The organism is Streptococcus taonis, assembly GCF_029948085.1.
Lineage (GTDB): Bacteria > Bacillota > Bacilli > Lactobacillales > Streptococcaceae > Streptococcus > Streptococcus taonis.
On the sequence record NZ_JARZZP010000013.1, the window covers coordinates 1 to 18,216 of the forward strand.

An 18,216-nucleotide genomic window follows, 5' to 3' on the forward strand; every position below is an offset into this window, starting at 1 on the left:
ATATCAGATGATGAGACAAACCATTTTTGAAAAGAGAAAAAGACAAACGCCAAAAATAACGTTTGTCTTCGTTCTGAGAAAATTGTCCAAAATTGACTTTTTCTTCAATCTGAGAGCCACTTGGCTCTTTTTTTATTTATGACTTAATTTCTTGGTCAAGAAGTCTCCCAAGAACTGAATCGTAAAGATAATCAAGATAATGATGAGGGTTGCAAGGATAGTCACATCGTGATTGTAACGGTTAAAACCATAAGCGATCGCTACGTTACCGATACCTCCAGCCCCAACTGCTCCAGCCATAGCTGTTTCACCGACTAGTGAAATCAAGGTTACAGTCGTCACGCGGATCAAATCTGGAAGTCCTTCTGATAGGTAAACTCCTACGATATCCCAAAATGTAGCTCCGCTAGCTTGAGCCGCTTCAATGACACCGCCATCTAGCTCAGCCAATACCACCTGTACTTGACGGGCAAAGAAGGCAAAGACTGCAAAAGATAGGGGTACGATAGCCGCATTTGGACCAATGCTTGTTCCTACGATTAGATGAGAGAAGGGTGACAAGACTGCCAAGAGAATGATAAATGGCACTGCACGGAAGATTGACGTGATCTTGTCTAAAATCCAGAAAACAACTTTATTTTCCAAGACACCACCTGGAGCTGTCAAGACAAGAAAAAGCCCTGCAACCAGCCCTAGGAAACCTCCAATGATGAAGGAAAGAACCGTCATATAAAGGGTCAAGTAGATTGCTGTTCCCCAGCCAGCTTGACCAGACCAACCCATCTTGTAGACGTTTGGTAAGTATGCTTTAATCAATTCTGCCATCTTACTGTCCTCCCTTCAATACTTTTAGTTGCACACCAGCCTGACGGATAGCTTCTTGAGCTTTTGCCAGTGCTTCTTTTTCTCCAGACAAAACAACCACAAGCTCACCCACAGGAGTACCATCCAAAATTTCAATGTTCCCATAGAGAATATTGGCTGTTACTTGGTAGTGTTTGTATAATTCATTCAAAAGTGGCTCATCTGTAGAAGCACCTGCATACTTGAGTTGTACCAAAATGCTATTTTCAGATAAGTTCTCCACGATTTCTTGCTTTTCAATCTTGACCATAGCTTCATCGATACCAGTAGCCGTTGAGATAAAGTCCTGGGTCAATGGTTGCTTAGGATCTGAGAAGATTTCAAGAACGCTGCCCTCTTCAATCAAGCGACCATCCTGCATGACTGCCACACGGTTAGCAATGTCTTTGACAATCTGCATTTCATGCGTAATCAAGACAATAGTCAAGCCTAGTTTACGATTCAATTCTTGCAAGAGTGACAAGATTTGTTTTGTCGTCTTTGGATCAAGAGCTGAAGTTGACTCGTCCGAAATCAAGATTTTTGGATCATTAGCTAAGGCACGCGCAATGGCTACACGCTGTTTTTGACCTCCAGATAATTGTGAGGGATAGTTTTCGGCACGGTCTGCAAGACCAACCAAGTCCAACAACTTAGCCACTTTAGCCTTCTTATCTTTCTCACTGAGTCCAGAGTGTTTGAGGGCAAAGGCTACATTTTCCTCTGCTGTCTTCTGACTCATAAGGTTAAAGTGTTGGAAAATCATCCCAATATCCTGACGTTTGCGTCGTAATTGCCCGGCAGTTAAGGTTTCTTTACCATCGAAAATCACATCATCATCTACAGTAATTCGACCTGCAGATGGTTTTTGTAAAAGGTTAATAACACGAACCAGGGTTGATTTCCCTGCTCCAGAATATCCTACAATCCCGTAGATATCCCCTTCTTGAATGTGAATGGTCACATCCTTGACCGCTGTGATGGTTCTTTTCTTTTGGTGGAAAGTCACATCAATCTGGTCTAATTTGATAATGTCTCTACTCATAACTTCTAATCAGCTCCTCTACTAATTCAATATGGGTGTAATAATCGGCGATTCGCACATTTTCATCTCCACCATGGTCTCGGCTATTAGCATTTCCTAGGCCAAATGCAACCATAGGTACTTCTAAGGCATCAAATACCGTATGCATTGGACCTGTACCAGCTGTTGTTGGCAAGACAGATACACCCTGTGGATAAAATTTCTTGGCTAGCTCAATGACATTGAGAATGGCCGGCGCACTCATGTCACTTCGATAGCTCATCTCACCCAAAGTATAGTACAATTCTACCTTATCAAAGCCATTTTTGTCTAGTTGTTTTCGGATTTTCTCCAAAATATCATGGGGTTCAAGCCCCGGAACCAAACGGACTTCTAGCTTGGCACTAGCCTCTGCTGGCAAGATTGTTTTTACTCCTTGACCTTGATAACCAGACTGAATTCCTTCGATATTGAGCGCTGGCTCAAAAAAGAAACGTTTTAGAAAGGCTGTGCGTTCCTCTTGTAAAAGTGGCAATTCCAAGCCATAAATCTGGCTGATTTCCTCTGGATTGCGTTGGGCATAGGTTTCAACCAAGGCCAACTCTCGTTCGTTTGGTTCCTGCACATCATCGTACAAGCCTTCTACCAAGATACGGCCGTCGGCAGCGCGAAGACTAGTCAAAGCTTGAATCAGATACCATGGAGCTGATTCGATGACTCCACCATAGCTAGAATGGATATCGACGTCTGCACTCTTGACCTTGGCATCAAAGGTCACAATCCCCTTGTTTCCACCAGAGATTTCTAACTGTTCTAAAGCATTCTTTGTTCCTTGTTCCCAGACTAATAAATCTGCACCACGAAGCTTGTCCGCATGTTTTTCTAGATATTTGTCCAAGTCCATAGAGGCAGATTCCTCTGCGCCTTCCATGATGAAACTGATATTGACTGGTAGATCATCATGATGCTGCATGTATTTTCTAAGAGCACTCAAGCGGGCAGTGATATGTCCCTTATCATCATCAACCCCGCGTCCATACATGATGCCATCACGCACAGAAAGCATAAATGGATCCTCTGTCCAGACTTGGTCGCCATCCGCAGGTACGGTGTCATAGTGGTTGTAGAAAATGATAGTCTTGGCATTTGGGCGTGAACTTTTAAAATGCGCCATGACAAAGGGTGCCGTATAACTCTCATCAATCTCGACCTCTGCACCTACACGCTTGAAGATCTCGCCTAGATAACGAGCCACCTCTTTCAGGCCGACTTGTTGGGCAAAGACTGATTTTTTAGAAATCAAGGTCCGCAACACTTCAAAGTAATGTTGCGCTACATGATCCTTTTCAAACTTTTCAATTTGTTCTTCTTGGCTAGGGAAAACCATTTTCTCTCTACCTTTCTACTAGGACTTGTACCTTTGGAATCAATACAAGTGGATGTTCCTTTTCTTTAGTCTCTATATAAAAGCAAGAGGTGGAAAAAATCTCTCCCACCTCCCTGTGTTTATTACCAAACTGGTTGATCCAAGCCGTCTGAAGTTTCTTCGATGACTTTTTTCACTTCATCAGTATGGTAAGCTGCGATAATTTTCTTGATTGCATCAGCTTTAGGTGATGATTCCCAATCTTTTTTCGCAACGATGATGTTGTACCATTGTTTTGAGTTTTCGTCAGCTTGCTCTTTAAAGAGTGCTTTCTTGTAGTCCAATTTTGCTTCTGTAACAAAAGTGTTGTTGACAACTGCTGCATCAACTGAAGTCAATGAACGAGCTGTTTGGCTAGCGTCCAACTCAGTGATTTTCAAGTTCTTTGGATTTTCTTTGATGTTTGCGATTGTAGCAAGTTCAGTTCCTGAAACATCCAATTTAATCAAACCAGCTGATTGAAGAAGGTAAAGGGCACGGCTTTCGTTAGTAGCATCGTTTGGAATAGCAATTTCACCGTTGTTTGGGATTTCTTCCACTTTAGTGTACTTGTTTTCTTCCCCATTTTTACCTGAGTAAAGGCGGATTGGTGAGATATAAGTATCTGCAATCGCTACAAGGTCTTTACCGTTTTCTTTGTTCCAGTTGTTCAAGAAGTTGTAGTGTTGGAAAGCGTTCAAGTCTACTTCACCATCAGCAGTTGCTTTATTTGGTTGTGAGTAGTCTGTAAACTCTGTGAATTCCAATTTAATTCCGTCTTTTTCAACTAATTCTTGAACTTTGTCCCAGCGTGCTTCTTCCGAACCGCTACGGTTAACAGTCGCAATTTTAACTGTAGTTGTATTGTCTGCTTTCTTGTCTGAATTTCCGCAAGCTGCAAGTGTAAGGCCTGCTACTGTAGCAATCGCTGCTACACCTAACCATTTTTTGATTTTCATGATTCATTCTCCTTTAAAAATAATACCGTAATAGTATCTCATACTTTATTTGATTTCGCAAATTGTTATTAGATAGGCAGGCATATAGTTTGAAACTATAGGCCTAAAAATTGAGAAATCATCCGCCTTTCTCAGACTAGATGATTTCATACAACTATTTAATGTCAGCTTCTGCTGGCAGGTAAGAGCCACCAAAGAACTGTTGAGATAGTTTTTCAAGCGTTCCATCTTTATATAGTTCTTGGATGCGTTTGTCCACAAAAGCCTTCAACTCATCTTGACCTTTTGCAAGAAGTGGGTAAACATAAGGTTGTTGGTCACTTGGGAGTTCGATGACTTTCAAATTATCCAAACCTTGGTTTTTGATAACTGTTTCTACACCGATCTTGTCAAAAATCTTATAGTCAAATTGTCCATCGCTCAAACGAGACATGATTTGTTGGAAATCTGCCTTAGTATAATTAAGGATAGTTGGATTGTCTGCATGTTCTGTGTTGTATGCTTCCAATTGTTTAGCTGAGGTTGTTCCTTGAACGACTTCAGTAGATTTTCCACCGATATCATCAAGAGACTTGATGCTAGTGTCGTCCTTCTTCACAACAAGAACGTTAGGGTTTTTAGCAGTTGGCGCTGCGTAGAGGTATTTCTCTGCACGTTCTTTGGTATAACTGAGGTTGTTAACGGCCATTTGGTAACGATCGCTATCAAGTCCTGGGAAAATCCCTGACCACTCTGTCTTTTCAAACTTGACAGTATACTTGTCTGAGTCTTTAAAGATAGCACGAATAAGCTCAATCTCGTAACCTGTCAATTCACCATTTTCCTCATAGATAAATGGTTTTGGTGATCCATTAGTTGCTACAACGATTTCTTTCTTACCAGATGTTGCTTCACCAGATGCAGCATCTTTCTTCTCACCACCTGAGCAAGCTGCTAATACACCTGCAGCAACAAGCCCTAGGGCAGCAAGTGATGAATATTTAACGATTTTTTTCATGTCATTTCCTCCAAAATAGAATACTGTATTATCTTAACAGAAAAAAGGAATTTACGCCATTATATGATATCTATCTCTGTGATAAGTTTTCTTTATGACTGATTTAAAAGACCAAACGGAGGACTGCTATCAAGGCTACTCCAAAGATAACCGTCCCCACCAGATTGCGGTAACGAAAGGCTACAAAGGCTGTTGGAAAGACTGCTAAAAAGTCTAACCACTTTATCTGTGGGAAACTTCCAACTTTTCCTGTTACTACACTTGAAAGAATCAAGGCGAAGATAATAGATACAGGTAAAAATTTCAAAAAACGCTCTACGATTGCTGGCAATCCTTTGTACTTAGCAAGGATGAAAGGAATCATTCTCGGAATCCAAGTCACCAAGCCAGACAAGATAATTGCCATTAAAATATACTTACTGACCATCCAAAATCACCCCCATCGTACAACCTAGCAAGGTCGCAAACAGTACAGCTAGTGACTGGGACACCACTGTCAAAAGCATAAATAAGGAAAGGGCAACAACTCCTAAAATGATGAAGAGGTTGCGCAAGGGAATCCGTTTTTGCATAATCTGAAATTGGGAAGTAAAAATCCCAATAAACATCCCCACTAGAGCAAAATCTAAGCCAAAAATTTCTGGATTTGGTAGAAGTCCACCTAGAGCAGTTCCGACTACAGTTCCGACAAACCAAGCCACATAGCTGTTAAGGTTGTTCCCGTGCATCCACATAGGATTGACCTTATCCGTATGCACCAACTCACCCATCAAAACGCCATAGGTCTCATCGGTCAAGAGGCTGGACATGCCGATATTGTGCCAGAGACTTGTATGACGGAAATAAGTCGACGCATGCAAACTCAGCAAGAAGAGACGCAGATTAATCAAAAAGACCGTCATGGCAATGGCTGCCACAGGCGCTTGAACTGCTATCAAGGCTATCATGGCAAACTGAGCACTCCCAGCATAAACAAAGAGGCTCATCAAGCCCATCTCTACAGATGTCACATAGGGCGCACCGATAATCCCACAGGCAAGACCGATACTAACATAGCCCAGAGCTGTCGGCACCGCAGCCTGCACACCCTCCCAAAATCCTTTTTCTTTCATAGATTTCCTCACTAATCATTCCTTCAGCAACTGCTTTCCAAACAGTCACAGCAAACATTATTATAACATATTCGTAAAATAGAAAAAAGTCTGCTGATTGACAAGAACAGAAAAAGACTGGGAGGCCAGTCTTACGATGCAACTTATAAACTATTTTAGATTTAATACCCAAATACCAATAAACTGGCAATGATTAAAAATGTATTCCACAAGATATGAAGAGCCATTGGCCAATAAACTGAACGAGTATAACGAAATAGCATACAGAACAAGAGACCTGCTCCTGCATAAACGATGAAGTCTGTTAACACCCAGCCATACTGTAAAACATGGATAAGACTAAAGAGTGTGGAGGAAATGACGACATCTATATAGTGCTTTTTAAATTTGGACAATGCCGTCATCAGAAGCCCACGAAAAACTAACTCTTCAACGATAGGAGCAATGAGACTGCCATAGAGAATGCGCATTATAAAGTAACTAATTCCTGTCAAATTAGTAGCTTCTTTCATGATTTCGCTCCCATTTTGCGTGCTAGGAAAAATCAGAGTCGTTATATTTACCCACACAAACATCAGTATAAAGAAAAGAAAGAAGACACCCAGATAAGCCCAACGGAACTGGAAGCGACCGCATTCTTTCCAACCTTGACTCTTTACAAGAACCACTGTAGCAGCAATCCCCTCAAGGGCGATCAACAAAATTTGTAAGCCATAAAATCCAAAATCTGATAATTGGTTAACAAATTCTAACCTTGCTACAAAATTGAAAATTAAGTAATAGATGATTATTATCAAAACAGTTGACAAGTAGAATTTCGTTTCTTTCCTTTTCATCGTTGATCCTTTTAAGTTTTAGTTACACCATCTTCCAGCTAAACTTACCCAAATCCCTTTTATCCAATCAAAAGCACCGCAATTAGGACTTTTCCCTTGATTTAAGATTCTTAAAACCCACTAAAATAACAAGGGCAGAATTTGAGCAATGGCATTATCAACTATATGCAGTCCAATAGACCAATAAATAGACTTTGTCACTCTAAAAAAGACTGCCATTATTAGACCACCACCCATATATACGAAAAAGTCTGTCAATACCCAACCATGGTTACTGATATGCAAAATCCCAAATAAAGCAGCAGAAGCAAGGACATCCAGTCCCCACTTCTTCCCTTTTTCCAAAGCGGTCATCACCAATCCACGATAGATCATCTCTTCAAAAATGGGACCTGCAATCACTGGATAGAAAAAATACATCAAAAATGCAGTAAGACCTGTAAAAGTAGGAAGATCCAGTTGATAAGAAATTTCATTTTGGGTGGACGGGAAAATAAAAAATGTAACGAAATTCCAAACAAAAAAAGCTAGAAGAGCTAAAAAGAAATAGAAAAGATAGGACCATTTAAATTTTCTGCTATTGATTTGTTGCCATTTTCCTGACCAAATCATGGCAACAAGAGCAAGCAAAACTACAAGAAAATTTAATATCATATCCGAAAAGTAATAGCTAAAATCAGATAGACCAGCAGCCAAGTCGCTGTGTAAAACCAGACGGATGAAGAACTGGTCCGCAATGATAAGTAGAATGGCTACAAAAAAGTAGTAGCGTGAGATGATCTTTTTCATTCTTTTTTCTCCTATACTATGGAATGAAGAAAGCCCCTACCCAAGAAAAAGGCAAGGGCATTATATATTAATAATAACGACGGCGGTCAGGATCAGAATCAGGCTTAAAGTTAAAATTTTTCTTCCAGAAATTAGTGATTGACCAAGGTGTTCCTAGGCCTCCCCATCCTACTCCAATTCCACTGCCTGGGTTAACCACAGTGTTTCCTCCTCTAACATCTTGCAACTCAGCTTCTGTCAATTCCATTGTTTCTGCAAATTGTAAATTCAACATCATTTACACTCCCTTAATTATTTTATTTGTAAACCACTTCTGCGACCTAGGATTTGCTTCAGGTGCTTTACAAGAACAGTATAGCACGGAAAGTAGGCAATTTTATAAAATCGCATATTTGATATTTTTTCTGATGAAAATTTCACATTTGCGATTTTTATGGATTTGACTTTTTCACTGATATAATGTAGTTACCATTATGTAGGAGGACATGAAATGAAGAAACAAATCATAACATTATTGACAATCGTTGCTGAGATTATTATCTTTTTGCATCTTTAACTAATCAATAAGGTCTTTGTATTGCTGTAAGCGTAATTCAAAAAGGGCTGTTAATTGTGGATTTTCTAAGATTTGCAGAGATTGGATAAAGTATTCAATCTCTTTTTGATTGCTTCCCTTGGTCTGAAGGAAAACACTCATTTTCTTTAAAAACTGCCACAGTAATTTCTCAAAAACATCATACGGGCGAAGTATGCTCTCCAACGCGGACTCAAAGATTGGGATGTAGGAGAAAAGTTTACGCTCCATAAGCTCTGAGATGATATTTAGAAAGCTACTTTTCATATACAGTCTATTGTGTGCCAATTCTTTAAATTCCTTGGATTTTTCGAGTAAGGAGGTTGATAAAAATATCAAATCTTGGTTGCCCAAAAAAGGCATGGTATTGCAAAAGATATAGAGTTCAAACCAGGTCCAAGATTCGATAGCATAGAGATAGGTAGTTAAAAACTCGCTATCCTCCTCTGCTAGCGGATAGCTTTTATCTAGTGAATGGATAGCATCTTTAATCACAATAGAGTTCAAACGACGATAGGTCTGCGCCATCTGTTCTTGCTCAATTTCTTTCAACAATTGCTCTAAGCCAGCTATATCTTGATGGGCAAAGCGATCCACAATCCTTCTACCAAATCGCATATGTGGAGATTCTTGGTAGTTGTTGAGCTTATGCCCAAACTCATCAAAGGTCACATTGATCCCCTGGATAGCTAGGATCAGCTTATCTGCAGACAGCATGGACTGCCCTAGTTCGAACTTGGATAACTGAGAGGCTGTTAGTCCAGCACAAGCCACATCTGACTGCTTGAGCTTTCTGGCCAAGCGCAATTCCTTGTAAAATTCTCCTAATTCCTGTTTTTCAATCATTGCCAAACTCCCTTTTTAATATCCCCTTTACTATTCTATTCGTAAAAACTTTTACTTTTTTAACATATTATAAAATATTTTAGCAAAAAAGCCAGCTTCAAACTGACTTTCTATTCCATAGTTTCAAAAGCGAGACTTGGTTTGGCATTTAGCTCCAAGCCTGCGAAGTTTTCTTTGTTCCACTCGCTGACGCTAGCATAGGCAATCATGCCCGCATTGTCTCCGCAAAGGCGCAGAGGTGGAATGATAACCTTGACGTCAGTGATCTCAGCTGCCAAGCGTTCTCTTAATCCTTTGTTAGCTGCTACACCACCAGCCACGACAAGGGTTTTAACAGGGTATTTCTCCAGAGCTTTCTTGGTTTTTGCCATGAGAATATCCATGACTGCTGCTTGGAAGGAAGCCGACAGGTCTTCCTTGGATAAGCTTTCTCCCTTTTGCTCGGCATTGTGGTGAAGATTGATAAAGGCAGACTTCAAACCTGAGAATGAAAACTCCAGATTGTCTTCCTTGATCATGGCACGTGGGAAATCATAAACATCCTGACCTTGATGAGCCAATTCGTCAATCTCACGACCTGCTGGATAGGTCAAGCCCATGACACGACCGACCTTGTCATAGGCTTCACCAACCGCATCATCACGAGTTTCACCAACAATCTTATAATCACCAGCCTCAGAAACATAGACCAACTCTGTGTGTCCACCACTGACTAATAGAGCTAGTAAGGGGAATTCCAAAGGCTCCACACTTTGAGCTGCCATGAGATGACCAGCCATGTGGTTCACGGGGATAAGCGGAACGCCATGAGCCCAAGCAAAGGCCTTGGCAGCTGACAAACCAACTAGCAGTGCTCCAACCAATCCTGGCCCATAGGTAACCGCAACAGCTGTTACATCTTCTTCTGTAATCCCTGCTTCTGCCAGCGCCTCCTCAATACAGGCTGTAATGACCTCAACATGGTGACGACTAGCCACTTCAGGAACTACGCCCCCAAAACGTTTGTGACTTTCAATTTGACTAGCAATGACATTGGATAAGAGCTCGTCATCGTTTTTCAATACGGCGACACTAGTCTCATCACAGGATGTCTCAAATGCTAAAATATATCTATCCTTCATCTATTTCTCTCTTCATGATAATGGCATCCTCAACTGGATCATGGTAGTAGGACTTTCTCTCAGCGATGACTGCCATTCTTTCTTTCTTATAAAATGCCTGTGCTCGTTGATTTGACTTTCTGACTTCGAGGAAAATCTCCTTATCTGTCGGTAATTGAGCAAATAAGGTTGACGAAATTCCCTGACCTTGATAGGCTCCTTTAACAGCGATTTGCAGGACTTCTGCTTCAAAGTTATTTTCCTGAACGGCTAAAAAACCAATCACTTCAGAGCAATCGTAAGCTAAAGCATACCAGGTTTGGTCTTGAGACAGGTCTGCTTGGATTTGTTTCAAAGTCCAAGGACTGACTGGATAAACATCTGCCATAACAGCATAGATGGATTGAGCCAAGTCAGGTTGCTGTTGGATTCGTTTGATTTCTATCATAGGCGTTTAATGTAAGACTCGCCAGACTCAGTGTGATTCTTGAGCCAGTTTTCCTCAGCCTCGACACGCTTGAGGTAATTCGGCACAAAGTCGTGCAAGGAGTCTGCTTCCTTGTCCCAAGCCCATAGAGCCAGATTAGCTGCATTTGGCAAAGTTTCTTGGTAATTAGCCTGTGGTAATTGATCTCGAATTTGCTCCACAAAGGCTCCTACTTCACCGACAAAAGTGACTTGTTCAGCATCTTTGACTTGCCCCAAAACTTCTGCAAAGGACAGATGCGCCTCTGGAAAGACAGGCTGAGCATTTTCATAAAATCCTGCATAAACATTGTTGCGACGCGCATCCATCAAAGGTACTACAAGACCTACTTGCTGGCTTGGTACCAGAGCCAAAAGGCTAGACATCCCCACTAACTCAATGTTCAGGGTATGAGCCAAGGTCTTGGCAGTTGCTACCGCGATTCGCAAACCTGTGTAGCTACCTGGCCCCTCTGCTACAACGATTCGATCCAAATCTTTGGGCGTCAAATCTAGACTAGCTATCAAAAAATCGATGGCTGGCATAAGGGTAATACTGTGATTTTTTTTGATATTGATTGTCGTCTCGGCAAGAAGCTGCTTGTCCTCTAAAATAGCAAGAGAAAGAGCCTTGCTGGACGTATCAAAAGCTAATACTTTCATAACACATTCCTATCTTTTTGTCTGTTTACTATTATACTACAAAAGCCGACACATGGGAATTTTCTTTGTTTTGAAATAAAAATATCCTGCCAAACAGACAGGACAAGTACTTAAGTATTCAAACCAAAGTAAAATACAAGCCAAACCACATAGGTCACAAGAAGGAGGAAAATGGAATACAGTGTTACAAAGAGAATTTTCCAGTGTATAGCTGTTTTTCTATGTTCCAACCGAACAAATAGTAGATTGCCACCGTAAACACAGGCAACAAAAACAGCAAATACCAAGAGACGAATCGCGATAGCTAGTTGAAACATAGAGAGCCTCCTTTCTCCAATTCTAAAAGCAAATATTTCAAAATCATCATCTAACGAAAAGGATCCCAAGCAGTTGTAGCAGTATGTAGAATTTTCATACAAATAAGTGAAACACAAAATCAAACATAGCTAGTCCTCCTTCATCAAGAAAAGCCTCTTTTCTAACTTTATTATAGCACTTGCATCTGATGTCTTCAAATACTTATACAAGGTAAAATGAAACCCATTTCAAGCTCCTTACTTTCATGTTTCCTGCTTTTACTAATTCCCCTTTTTATGTTATAATTGAGATAATTGTAACGAATCAAGGTCAATAAAGACAAAAAATGAACTGGAATCAAACCAGCTTCAAACTGAGCATTTTTGAATATAGCTGACCTGAAAGCAGAAAGGAAACATATGATTTACAAAGTTTTTTATCAAGAAACAAAAGAACGCAGCCCACGTCGTGAAACAACACGCTCACTATACTTAGACATCGATGCTAATTCAGAACTTGAAGGACGTATCGCTGCTCGCCAGCTTGTCGAAGAAAATCGTCCAGAATATAATATCGAGTATATCGAACTCTTGTCTGACAAATTGCTAGACTACGAAAAAGAAACTGGCGCATTCGAAATTACGGAGTTCTAATATGGCCTACACTCTTAAACCAGAAGAAGTCGGCGTTTTTGCCATTGGTGGTCTAGGAGAAATCGGAAAAAACACATATGGTATCGAATATCAAGACGAAATCATCATCGTTGATGCAGGGATTAAATTCCCTGAGGATGACCTACTTGGTATCGACTACGTTATCCCTGATTACTCTTACATTGTAGAAAATATCGACCGCGTCAAGGCTCTCTTGATTACCCACGGACACGAGGATCATATCGGAGGGATTCCTTTCTTGCTCAAGCAAGCAAACATCCCTATCTATGCTGGTCCACTGGCCCTTGCCTTAATCCGTGGAAAACTCGAAGAGCATGGACTTTTGCGCAATGCTACACTTCACGAAATCAACCACAACACGGAGTTGACCTTTAAAAACCTTAAAGCAACTTTCTTTAGAACTACTCACTCTATCCCAGAACCATTGGGAATTGTCATCCATACCCCTCAAGGGAAAATCGTCTGTACAGGTGACTTCAAGTTCGACTTTACACCAGTTGGAGAACCTGCAGACTTGCACCGTATGGCAGCCTTAGGTGAAGATGGAGTACTTTGTTTGCTCTCTGACTCGACCAATGCTGAGGTTCCAACCTTTACAAACTCTGAAAAGGTTGTCGGCCAGTCGATCATGAAGATTATCCAAGGTATCGAGGGACGTATCATCTTTGCATCCTTTGCCTCAAATATCTTCCGTCTCCAGCAAGCAACGGAAGCTGCTGTTAAGACCGGGCGTAAGATCGCAGTCTTTGGGCGCTCTATGGAAAAGGCCATTGTCAACGGGATTGAACTTGGTTACATCAAGGCACCTAAGGGAACCTTCATCGAGCCAAATGAAATCAAAGACTATCCTGCGGGTGAGATTCTTATCCTCTGTACTGGTAGTCAGGGCGAGCCTATGGCAGCCCTCTCTCGTATCGCTAACGGAACTCACCGTCAAGTGCAACTCCAACCAGGTGATACGGTCATCTTCTCATCTAGCCCAATTCCAGGAAACACCACTAGCGTTAACAAGCTGATTAACATCATTTCTGAAGCTGGTGTCGAAGTTATCCACGGTAAAGTGAACAATATCCATACATCTGGACACGGTGGTCAGCAAGAGCAAAAACTTATGCTCCGCTTGATTAAGCCAAAATACTTCATGCCTGTCCACGGTGAATACCGCATGCAAAAAGTCCACGCTGGACTTGCCGTAGATACTGGTGTTGAGAAGGACAATATCTTTATCATGAGCAATGGTGATGTCCTTGCCCTCACTGCAAACTCTGCTCGTATCGCAGGCCATTTCAACGCCCAAGACATCTATGTCGATGGAAATCGTATCGGTGAAATCGGTGCAGCTGTGCTTAAAGATCGCCGCGATCTATCTGAAGACGGTGTCGTTCTAGCTGTCGCAACAGTTGACTTTAAATCTCAGATGATCCTATCTGGACCAGATATTCTCAGTCGTGGATTTGTCTACATGAGAGAGTCTGGCGATTTGATTCGCCAAAGCCAACGCATTCTTTTCAATGCAATTCGTATCGCTTTGAAAAACAAAGATGCCAGCGTCCAGTCTGTCAATGGCGCTATCGTAAACGCCATTCGACCATTCCTTTACGAAAATACTGAACGTGAACCAATCATCATTCCGATGATTCTCACACCAGATGAAGAATAAGAAAAAATTCTCTGAAGTCCTATGACTTCAGAGAATTTTTGTTATTTTATGATAAATTGTAGCAATTATTTTTCTTTAATCAACTATTCTATAAGACTTATAACTCTTACCGCTGCTTAGTCTCAATAGCTTTTTTCACCAAAATCTGTTGATAAGCTTCCATATCTCCGCGTTTCAATGATTCTTCTTCATGAATGGATAATCGCCATTTATAAGCCTGAATTTCCTTATCCAACAACTGCTGAGGTGCCCCAATCAGATTCAAAATAGTCAGACGCTCTTCAATACTCTTTAAAGGATAAACATCTGCAAGATTAACTGTTCTAGTTACACTTGCGGAGCGTTTTCTATGCATATAAATGGCTTTATTCATATAGGCAATCTTATCTGCTTGAAGGTAAACCTTATAGGTCGTATAATCGTCCTCTACCTTCTGATCCGTTGGATAGACAATATCTTTGAAAAGCTCTGCTTTATAGAGTTTTGCCCATGGAACTGTAAAACGTTGACTAAGATTATACTTTCCGTCATATTGATGATAGAACCAATCAAAAGGGCTGTACACTTGTTCAAAATAGTTGTCTGCACCTACATGGATTAAAAAACTTCCCTGATCTTCAATAAACTGAGTGAAATTAGCAATCGCAATATCTGCATCCGTTTTTTTCAATAAATCATAAAGGCTTTGAATATGGTCTAACTCTAGCCAATCATCATTATCCACAAAGACAATGTAAGCACCTGTTACAGCTTCCAAAGCACGATTGCGACTGGACGCAACTCCACCATTCGGCTTATGATATACTTTAACACGCGCATCTTGATTTTTATAGCGTTGACAAATAGCTGCTGAACCATCAGTTGAGCCATCATTGATTAAAATAACTTCAAGATTTTGATAAGTTTGTTGAAGAATGCTATCTAAACATTTTCAAGATAGGCCTCTGACATATAAACAGGAACGATAACACTTATTTTTTCAATTTTTAGTCTAAGTGCTTCAAATATCGCTGGATTGATACAATCATATTCTCTTAGCCACAAACTCTTGATTATATTTCTTCCATAGTAAGTTGATGATTGAAATACAAATTGTCAGCAAGTGAAATACTAAGATAAACGCTATATAGTTATTGATATCTTTATCTAGGAAGATCTACTCTAAAGCTTTCACGATACTTCCTTTATTTATCCATCATTTAAAAAAGTAACTTCAACTCTTCCCTGATCGCTAAGTACGGATTCATCTTTTGTTTATCATAAGCAGATTGATATTTTTCTGGATTTACAAGTTGAGATAGTTCGTCAATCATCTCTGTTACACCATCCTTTGGAAACAGATGGTCAGTGGCATAGAAATCTGGTTGATGACACGTTTCCTTAAAAGCATAAAGGATCATGCCGTTTTCAAGAGCTGCACGGCTACCATCCAGTATTTCCTGCGCATGAGAAATATCCAGATAAATGCTACACGTTTGTAAAAGTTTCTCATATATCTCTCTAGATAGTCCCGGATAGAGATGAACATTTGCAAGGCAATCCAAATCTAGCAGGCGCCCTCCCATTACTGTTAGTGCAGCAATATGAAATTCAAAATTCGGTAGGGCAGATACAAGGACTTCAATTTGCTCTAGTTCTTGCGTATCTGTCAAAATTAAAATATGCGGACGAAACTCCCTAAAGGCGCCAAGAAACGTTGGTAGATAAATCAGAGGAAGATTCATATTGTCTGTCTTTAATTTAAAATCTCGGGTCAGTAGTTTCCCACAACGCTCTTTTAGATATGAAATATCTTCTGCAGATAACTCCTCTCTTATATAAAATACTAGCTGATTAGATGAGAGATTAAGCATCTCCCTAAGCAAGTTTATATCTGATAATACTAAACAATCACATGTAGATAATTGTTTATCTAAAATCAGTTTTCTTGCTTCATCAATTGAAGAAAGCCCCTCTTCCCGACCATTTGCTTCTCGAAAAAGTGCACGATCATGAGATGAAAAAAGATAGAGTTGCTCTTGATTTTCCTGACCATAAATGTCTATCTCTTTTTTTCCACCACTCCAAATTTCTCTCTGAAAACAAGTTCCCGATAAATCATAATGATCTTTTGCACAACAAATACCTTTGTTATCATACCATTCGACCAACTCCACCATTTGTGGCCACTGAGGATAACAGAAAATCTTCCCTTTTTTATTTCCTTCCGCTACGATATCACCTGTAGAAAGAACCTCCCAAAATCGAGGTAAGGGAAGTTGAGTCATGTGTAAGGGACTTGAATTTTCATGATTAGAAAAAAAACTAGTAAAAATATTGTTAATCGTTAATGGTTTCAGATCCATCCCCATGAGTTCTAAATCTTTTTTTAGGCGATCGTCATCTGAAGACCATTCCCTCGTCAGATAATAATACATCATTGCTTTTTTATTCCCATTCTCTAGTCAAAAATTCATACCATTGTTTTGTTATGCAGTCTGATAAATATTCTTCAGCCAAGCGGTAAGAGCCTTCCCTCAGCTGTTTGATCTGTTTGAAGGCTTTCTCTAAAGCTTTTGTTAAATCAACCACAATTTCCTCATCCGAACGAGCATCAAAAGGAACTAAATAACCATTTTTACCCTCTTGAATAAAGGTCTGATTTCCATAAGGTACATCTAAACCAACAAGAGCTTGTCCAGAACCAATTGCTTCTAACAAAGTTATACCAAAAGTTTCCCATTCCGAGGTAGCCAAATAAAGTTCATACTCTTTGAAACGGTTTGAAATTGTCTGATGCCCCTTAAGATGGATATAATTTTGTGCTCCTAGATTGGCAATCTCTGCTTCAATATCCTGCCATAGCATCCCTTGCCCATAGATATCTAAGTTGACGTCTGGAAAAATTTCATGAAAAGCAACGATGGCTTTGATTGCTAAGTCTAACCGTTTTCGGCGTTCAAACCGCACGGCAATCATCACAGAATAAGGTTTTCGTTCATCAGCTAATTGCAACTGTTCTAGGGCAGCTACTGGAAGAACGCGAACTTGACCAGTTTTCCCTAGTAATGCTAAATGTTTTTCCAATTCATCCTTCTGTGATTGCGTTGATACTAAAATATCATCAAATTCCTCGGCATATTGAAAAAGGTGATAGTATTCAGAATTGATCTGATCTCCCCAATAATGAATAGAGTGCACAACACAGGATAATCTTGCTTCTCCTTTTAAACGTAAAAGAGGTGATGTGAAGGGAAGATTCTCTAGACGATCAATAAATACATGATCCTCTTTACTAAACTGCAACTCTGATAAGGCTCGCTCTAAAAATTCAGACTCACTATAGAACCACTCCGATCCACACCGATAAACTGCTTCAGTATCCTCACCTGGTTCTTTCTTAATCTCTTCAAAGGCTATGGAACCATCTCTATTATGAAACAGTCGGCGAACAACTCTAGCTACTATACCAAATCCAGCATCCACTGCTGTAAAAAATTCTGTGAACAGCTTTTTCTTACCATAATGTTCTCTACGAAGTAAACGACCAAATACATAATAATCTACATAATCCACATAATCCGGTTTTAGACTGTTTTTATGTAGAATGGTAGTCACACCATCTTGTTCTTGAAAAATCACTTCACAATTATTTTCCTTATATTCAGCAGTCAGGTGTAAGAGCTGCTTCATATCATCTATACGGATCCCCAAGCTCATATCACGCTGATCTGTCAACAACATATGTGCTAATAGGATTTCTTCCTCAAGATGACCCAAAGAAAGGTAATAGTCCCATTTAAATCGAGGAGGGACCTGTGTAAAAACAAAACTGGCAGGAAGGTCCAAGTCGCGAAAAACCTTCCCACGATATGCTTGAGCAACATCTACACCATTTGGTTCTAAACCCACCATAAGATTAAAAGTGTAAAGCATTCTTTAACTCCAAACTAAACTCTAATCACAAGCATCAAAGCATGGACTCCATAAAAG

At 40.2% G+C, this 18,216-nt stretch carries 19 protein-coding genes and 1 pseudogene; 2 read left to right on the forward strand and 18 right to left on the reverse strand.

Going from position 1 to position 18,216, the window contains the following annotated elements:
• Positions 1-132: 132 nt before the first annotated feature.
• From QEZ38_RS07615 to QEZ38_RS07685, 15 genes are all read right to left on the reverse strand, one after another.
• The gene (locus QEZ38_RS07615) at positions 133-825 is read right to left on the reverse strand and encodes a methionine ABC transporter permease (RefSeq protein WP_075229667.1); all 693 of its coding nucleotides are present in this window, start codon (positions 823-825) and stop codon (positions 133-135) included.
• Position 826: 1 nt separating this feature from the next.
• Positions 827-1,888, reverse strand: a complete 1,062-nt coding sequence (locus tag QEZ38_RS07620) for a methionine ABC transporter ATP-binding protein (protein ID WP_281335523.1) — start codon at positions 1,886-1,888, stop codon at positions 827-829.
• Positions 1,881-3,254, reverse strand: a complete 1,374-nt coding sequence (locus tag QEZ38_RS07625; protein ID WP_281335524.1) for a M20 family metallopeptidase — start codon at positions 3,252-3,254, stop codon at positions 1,881-1,883. The genes QEZ38_RS07620 and QEZ38_RS07625 overlap by 8 nt, the downstream gene beginning before the upstream one ends.
• A gap of 122 nt (positions 3,255-3,376) precedes the next feature.
• On the reverse strand, positions 3,377-4,231 hold the full coding sequence (locus QEZ38_RS07630) for a MetQ/NlpA family ABC transporter substrate-binding protein (protein ID WP_281335525.1): 855 nt from the start codon (positions 4,229-4,231) through the stop codon (positions 3,377-3,379).
• 154 nt (positions 4,232-4,385) lie between these two features.
• Positions 4,386-5,228 (reverse strand): amino acid ABC transporter substrate-binding protein, encoded by an 843-nt coding sequence (locus QEZ38_RS07635; RefSeq protein ID WP_281335526.1) that lies wholly within the window; start codon positions 5,226-5,228, stop codon positions 4,386-4,388.
• 103 nt (positions 5,229-5,331) lie between these two features.
• Entirely contained in the window at positions 5,332-5,655 is a 324-nt protein-coding gene (locus tag QEZ38_RS07640; RefSeq protein ID WP_281335527.1) for an AzlD domain-containing protein, read from the reverse strand.
• Positions 5,645-6,340, reverse strand: coding sequence for an AzlC family ABC transporter permease (locus QEZ38_RS07645; protein ID WP_281335528.1), 696 nt, complete (start codon positions 6,338-6,340; stop codon positions 5,645-5,647). Before QEZ38_RS07645 ends, QEZ38_RS07640 begins: the two co-directional genes overlap by 11 nt.
• Before the next feature lie 161 nt (positions 6,341-6,501).
• Positions 6,502-7,176: a CPBP family intramembrane glutamic endopeptidase gene (locus tag QEZ38_RS07650; protein ID WP_281335529.1), complete on the reverse strand. Its 675-nt coding sequence runs from the start codon at positions 7,174-7,176 to the stop codon at positions 6,502-6,504.
• A 120-nt stretch (positions 7,177-7,296) separates the two neighbouring features.
• On the reverse strand, positions 7,297-7,965 hold the full coding sequence (locus QEZ38_RS07655; RefSeq protein WP_281335530.1) for a CPBP family intramembrane glutamic endopeptidase: 669 nt from the start codon (positions 7,963-7,965) through the stop codon (positions 7,297-7,299).
• Positions 7,966-8,032: 67 nt separating this feature from the next.
• A complete protein-coding gene (locus tag QEZ38_RS07660; RefSeq protein WP_281335558.1) occupies positions 8,033-8,239 on the reverse strand; it encodes a peptide pheromone VP1 in 207 nt (68 codons plus the stop codon).
• A 282-nt stretch (positions 8,240-8,521) separates the two neighbouring features.
• Positions 8,522-9,385 (reverse strand): XRE/MutR family transcriptional regulator, encoded by an 864-nt coding sequence (locus QEZ38_RS07665; RefSeq protein WP_281335531.1) that lies wholly within the window; start codon positions 9,383-9,385, stop codon positions 8,522-8,524.
• A 110-nt stretch (positions 9,386-9,495) separates the two neighbouring features.
• Positions 9,496-10,506, reverse strand: coding sequence for a tRNA (adenosine(37)-N6)-threonylcarbamoyltransferase complex transferase subunit TsaD (tsaD, locus tag QEZ38_RS07670; protein WP_281335532.1), 1,011 nt, complete (start codon positions 10,504-10,506; stop codon positions 9,496-9,498).
• Complete coding sequence (gene rimI, locus QEZ38_RS07675) at positions 10,496-10,933, reverse strand: ribosomal protein S18-alanine N-acetyltransferase (RefSeq protein ID WP_281335533.1); 438 nt, start codon at positions 10,931-10,933, stop codon at positions 10,496-10,498. Before rimI ends, tsaD begins: the two co-directional genes overlap by 11 nt.
• Positions 10,930-11,613 (reverse strand): tRNA (adenosine(37)-N6)-threonylcarbamoyltransferase complex dimerization subunit type 1 TsaB, encoded by a 684-nt coding sequence (gene tsaB / locus QEZ38_RS07680; protein ID WP_281335534.1) that lies wholly within the window; start codon positions 11,611-11,613, stop codon positions 10,930-10,932. Before tsaB ends, rimI begins: the two co-directional genes overlap by 4 nt.
• A gap of 110 nt (positions 11,614-11,723) precedes the next feature.
• Positions 11,724-11,930, reverse strand: a complete 207-nt coding sequence (locus QEZ38_RS07685; RefSeq protein ID WP_281335535.1) for a hypothetical protein — start codon at positions 11,928-11,930, stop codon at positions 11,724-11,726.
• A gap of 399 nt (positions 11,931-12,329) precedes the next feature.
• Here QEZ38_RS07685 and QEZ38_RS07690 point away from each other — a divergent pair, with 399 nt between their 5' ends.
• Positions 12,330-12,563, forward strand: coding sequence for a DNA-dependent RNA polymerase subunit epsilon (locus tag QEZ38_RS07690; RefSeq protein ID WP_000639582.1), 234 nt, complete (start codon positions 12,330-12,332; stop codon positions 12,561-12,563).
• A 1-nt stretch (position 12,564) separates the two neighbouring features.
• Positions 12,565-14,244 (forward strand): ribonuclease J1, encoded by a 1,680-nt coding sequence (gene rnjA / locus QEZ38_RS07695; protein WP_281335536.1) that lies wholly within the window; start codon positions 12,565-12,567, stop codon positions 14,242-14,244.
• Between the two features lie 106 nt (positions 14,245-14,350).
• Here rnjA and QEZ38_RS07700 read toward each other — a convergent pair.
• The 3 genes and pseudogenes from QEZ38_RS07700 to QEZ38_RS07710 form a co-directional block, all read right to left on the reverse strand.
• A pseudogene (locus QEZ38_RS07700) lies at positions 14,351-15,228 on the reverse strand (glycosyltransferase family 2 protein).
• 215 nt (positions 15,229-15,443) lie between these two features.
• Complete coding sequence (locus tag QEZ38_RS07705) at positions 15,444-16,664, reverse strand: glycosyltransferase family protein (protein ID WP_281335537.1); 1,221 nt, start codon at positions 16,662-16,664, stop codon at positions 15,444-15,446.
• Positions 16,665-16,671: 7 nt separating this feature from the next.
• The gene (locus tag QEZ38_RS07710) at positions 16,672-18,159 is read right to left on the reverse strand and encodes a glycosyltransferase (protein ID WP_281335538.1); all 1,488 of its coding nucleotides are present in this window, start codon (positions 18,157-18,159) and stop codon (positions 16,672-16,674) included.
• Between the last annotated feature and the right edge of the window lie 57 nt (positions 18,160-18,216).